The sequence below is a fragment of the Falsiroseomonas oryziterrae genome (assembly GCF_021864505.1).
GTDB classification, from domain to species: Bacteria; Pseudomonadota; Alphaproteobacteria; order Acetobacterales; family Acetobacteraceae; genus Falsiroseomonas; species Falsiroseomonas oryziterrae.
Genome location: NZ_JAKJIB010000364.1, coordinates 1 through 3,869, shown reverse-complemented (window position 1 = coordinate 3,869; position 3,869 = coordinate 1). Strand labels below are relative to the sequence as shown.

The following is a 3,869-nucleotide window of genomic DNA, read 5'->3' as shown; positions in this document are numbered from 1 at the left end:
GCAAGCTGGACCGATGCGCCGGCGGCGCGGCACGCAGCGGCCGTCGCTTCCGCCGCCGCACGGTCGCTGCCCCAGGTCAGCAGCAGGTCGTGGCCGCGCGCCGCCGCGAGGCGTGCGACGGCCGCGCCAATCCCCTTCCCCGCCCCGGTGATCACCATCACGGGCCGCCCCGTCATCACGCATTCCTCCCTTGCCGGGGCGCACGTTGACGCGGCGCGCGCCGCGCGTCACCCCTGCCGCGCGACACGCCCGAGACGACAGGAGGAGACGACATGGCCGATCCCGCGCTGCGACGCGCCCTGGAAGCCGGGGACTTCATCCTCGCGCCAGGCGTCTTCGACATGATCTCCGCCAAGGTCGCCGACGGCCTCGGCTTCAAGGCGCTCTACGCCACCGGCTTCGGCACGGTCGCGTCCTATCTCGGCGTCGCCGATGCGGGGATCGCGACCTACACCGACATGGTCAGCCGCATGGGCACCATCGCGCGCGGATGCCGCACGCCGCTGATGGCCGATGCCGACACGGGCTATGGCGGCCTGCTCAACGTGCGCCACACCGTCGCGGGCTACGAGGCAGCGGGCGTCACCGCCGTCCAGCTCGAGGACCAGGAGACGCCGAAGAAGTGCGGCCACACGCCGGGCCGCCGAGTCATCCCGGCCGAGGAGATGGCGCTCAAGATCCGCGTCGCCGTCGAGACGCGGAAGAGCCCCGACTTCCTGATCATCGCACGCACCGATGCCCGCACCTCGCTCGGGCTCGAGGAGGCGATCCGGCGCGGGAAGATCTATGCCGAGGCCGGCGCCGACGTGATCTTCATCGAGAGCCCGGAGAGCGAGGCCGAGATGGCGGAGATCGGCAGGCAGATCGCGAAGCCGCTCTTCGCCAACATGGTGGAGGGCGGGCGCACGCCGATCCTGCCGGCCGAGAAGCTGCACGCGATGGGCTATCGCATCGCGATCTACCCCGCGCTCGGCTTCCTGACGGCGGCGGCAGCGCTCGAGAAGGCTTATGCGCAGCTGAAGGCCGACGGCCATTCGAACAACATGGGCGTCAACGCCGCCTACAGCTTCGGCAAGATGTGCGAGCTGATGGGCTTCCCGGAGGTGTGGGAGTTCGACCGGAAATGGGCGGAGATCGCCGGCAACCTGCCGCCGCAGAAGGCGGCCGAATGAGCGACATCCGCGCTCTTCTCTTCGACGTCTTCGGCACCGTCGTGGATTGGCGCGGCGGCATCGCGCGGGAGGCCGCGCCCTTCCTCGCCCGCCACGGCATCGCGATGGACCCGCACGTCTTCGCCGATGCGTGGCGTGCGCGCTACCAGCCGGCGATGCAGGCCGTGCGTTCCGGCGCGCGGCCCTTCGCGCGGCTCGACACGCTGCACCGGGAGAACCTCGACGCCGTGCTGCGCGACGCGGGCGCCGATCCCGCGCGCATCCCGGTGGCCGAACTCGATGCGCTGAACCGTGCCTGGCACCGGCTGGATCCCTGGCCGGATTCCGTCGCCGGGCTCACCCGCCTCAAGTCCCGCTTCGTGATTGCGCCGCTGTCGAACGGCAACGTCGCGCTGCTGCTGAACATGGCCAAGCGCGCCGGCCTGCCCTGGGACGCGATCCTCGGCGCCGAGGTCGCACAGGCCTACAAGCCGCAGCCGGAGGCCTATCTCCGCACCGCCGAGATCCTCGGCCTCCCGCCCTCCGCCTGCATGATGGTCGCGGCCCACAACGACGATCTCGCCGCGGCAGGACGCTGCGGACTCGCCACGGCCTTCGTCGCGCGCCCGACCGAGCACGGGCCGTCACAGACGACGGATCTCGCCCCGGCCGAGCGATGGGACGTCGTCGCGACGGACTTCAACGACCTCGCCGACCGGCTGGGCTGCGCCTGACTATTCGCTGCGGATCCCGCCCTCGCGGATGATCGGCGTCCAGCGGGCCACCTCGCGCCGGATGTGGTTGGCGAAATCCTCCGGCGTGCCGCCGACCACCGCGCCGGCCTGAGTCTCGAAGATCCGCTGCTGCACCTCCGGCATGGCGGCGATGCGGCCGAACACCTCGTTGATCCGCGCCGCCAGCGCCGGATCCATCCCCGCCGGCGCGACGATGCCGTGCCAGACCGCGCATTCGAAGCCGGGCAGCACGGTGGAGACCGCCGGCACGTCGGGCAGCAGCGGCGTGCCCGCGCTCGTGCCGATGCCAAGCGCGCGCGCATTGCCGGCGCGGATCTGGCCGATGCCGGACGAGACGGTCGGGAAGCCGAACTGCGCGTCGCCGCGCACCAGCGCCGTCACCATCTCAGCGCCGCTGCGATAGGGCACGTGCACCATGCGGATTCCGGCCTCCTTCAGGAACAGCGCCATGAAGAGGTGGCTGCCATTGCCGTTGCCGGCCGAAGAATAGGTGAAGCCGTCGGGCCGCGCGCGCGCCTGCTCGATCACCTCGCGGATGCTGCGCGCGGTGACGGAGGGATGCGCCATCAGCACTGCCGGCAGGTTCACCAGATGGATGATCGGCGTGAAGGAAGTGGGCGGGTCGTAGGCGAGCTGCGGGTTCAGCTCCTTGCCGATCGCATTCGCCCCGATATCGGCCATCATCAAGGTGAGCCCGTCCGCCCGTTCCCGCGCAACGGCGAGCCCGGCGATGGTGCCGCCGGCGCCGGCGCGGTTCTCCACCACGAGCGTCTGGCCGCCCGTCACCTCGGGGAAGCGGGCAGCGACGGTGCGCGAGAGCGTGTCGATCGCGCCGCCCGCGCCGAAGGGCACGATCAGCCGGATCGGGCGATCGGGCCAGGGCGATTGCGCGCGCGCGACGGCCGGGGCGGCGAGCGTGCCGGCGAGCGTCAGGACGAGCCGGCGCGTGAGCGTGCGGGTCATGGGCGGTTCCTCCGGGCGAGTCGTTGCGCCGAAGATGGGCCGTGGCCGCCTTGCCGTCCATGCCGGCCGCGCCGAGACTGCGCCCGCAGCAGGGGAACGCCCATGACCTGGTCCATCGTCGCGCAGGATCCCGCGACCGGCGCCTTCGCCGTCGCGGTCGCCACCTGCGCCTTCGCGGTCGGCGCCTCCTGCCCCTTCGTCCGTGCCGGGGTCGGCGCGGTCTCGACCCAATCCATGACCAACCGCTACCTCGGCCCGGCCGTGCTGGACGGGATGGCGCGCGGCCTGTCGCCCGCCGCGGCGATCGAGGGCGCGCTGGCCGGCGACGAGGGCAAGGGGCTCCGCCAGGTGCATGCGGTGGACCGGCACGGCCGCAGCGCCGCCTGGACCGGCGCGAACTGCGTCGAATGGTGCGGCGACCTCGCGGGCGAGCACGCTTCCTTCGCCGGCAACATGCTGGCCGGCCCGGCGGTGCTGGCCGAGACGCGCGCAGCCTGGAGCGCCCGCACGGACCTGCCGCTGCCTGAGCGTCTGCTCGCCGCGCTCGACGCCGGCGAGGCGGCAGGCGGCGACAAGCGCGGGCGGCAATCGGCGGCGCTGGTGACGGTCACGACGGAGGACTTCCCCGACCTCTCGATCCGCGTGGACGACCACGCCGCACCGCTGGTCGAACTCCGCCGCCTCTACGGGATCTGGCTGCGCGAGCGGGCGCCGCTGCTGCACGAACAGCCGAGCAAGACACGCCCCTCGGGCAACACCGACATGGACGCGATCGAGGCGCGCTGGGCCCGCGCCGGCCTCGCCCTGCGCTTCCGGCGCTGAGGGCGTGTCCGGCGCGGCACGGATGATCGCGGGGAGGGCGCTGCCCTCCCCGAACCCCTCCCGCCAGGAGCCAGCGGGCTCCTGGACCTCGATCAGTCATGGCCAGGGCGGAGGGGGCCGTGGCCCCCTCCGCCCTGGCCATAAACTCATGGGTTCCAAGGGCCCACCGGCCCTTGGT

At 72.6% G+C, this 3,869-nt stretch carries 4 protein-coding genes and 1 pseudogene; 3 read left to right on the top strand and 2 right to left on the bottom strand.

Annotation, left to right across the window (positions count from 1 at the left end; translation table 11 throughout):
• A pseudogene (locus tag L2I40_RS24600) lies at positions 1–158 on the bottom strand (SDR family NAD(P)-dependent oxidoreductase); the annotation flags it as partial.
• 114 nt (positions 159–272) lie between these two features.
• Here L2I40_RS24600 and L2I40_RS20190 point away from each other — a divergent pair.
• The gene (locus L2I40_RS20190; protein ID WP_237216975.1) at positions 273–1,172 is read left to right on the top strand and encodes an isocitrate lyase/PEP mutase family protein; all 900 of its coding nucleotides are present in this window, start codon (positions 273–275) and stop codon (positions 1,170–1,172) included.
• Positions 1,169–1,885, top strand: a complete 717-nt coding sequence (locus L2I40_RS20185) for a haloacid dehalogenase type II (RefSeq protein WP_237216974.1) — start codon at positions 1,169–1,171, stop codon at positions 1,883–1,885. Before L2I40_RS20190 ends, L2I40_RS20185 begins: the two co-directional genes overlap by 4 nt.
• On the opposite strand, the gene L2I40_RS20180 is transcribed toward L2I40_RS20185, so the two are convergent.
• A complete protein-coding gene (locus tag L2I40_RS20180; RefSeq protein WP_237216973.1) occupies positions 1,886–2,869 on the bottom strand; it encodes a Bug family tripartite tricarboxylate transporter substrate binding protein in 984 nt (327 codons plus the stop codon).
• Between the two features lie 102 nt (positions 2,870–2,971).
• Here L2I40_RS20180 and L2I40_RS20175 point away from each other — a divergent pair, with 102 nt between their 5' ends.
• On the top strand, positions 2,972–3,691 hold the full coding sequence (locus L2I40_RS20175) for a DUF1028 domain-containing protein (protein WP_237216972.1): 720 nt from the start codon (positions 2,972–2,974) through the stop codon (positions 3,689–3,691).
• Positions 3,692–3,869 lie beyond the last annotated feature (178 nt).

What these genes read in the sequence shown, in the direction of transcription:
- L2I40_RS20190 (WP_237216975.1), top strand. Translation starts at nt 273, where the DNA reads ATGGCCGATCCCGCGCTGCGACGCGCCCTGGAAGCCGGGGACTTCATC.
- L2I40_RS20185 (WP_237216974.1), top strand. Translation starts at nt 1,169, where the DNA reads ATGAGCGACATCCGCGCTCTTCTCTTCGACGTCTTCGGCACCGTCGTG.
- L2I40_RS20180 (WP_237216973.1), bottom strand. Translation starts at nt 2,869, where the DNA reads ATGACCCGCACGCTCACGCGCCGGCTCGTCCTGACGCTCGCCGGCACG.
- L2I40_RS20175 (WP_237216972.1), top strand. Translation starts at nt 2,972, where the DNA reads ATGACCTGGTCCATCGTCGCGCAGGATCCCGCGACCGGCGCCTTCGCC.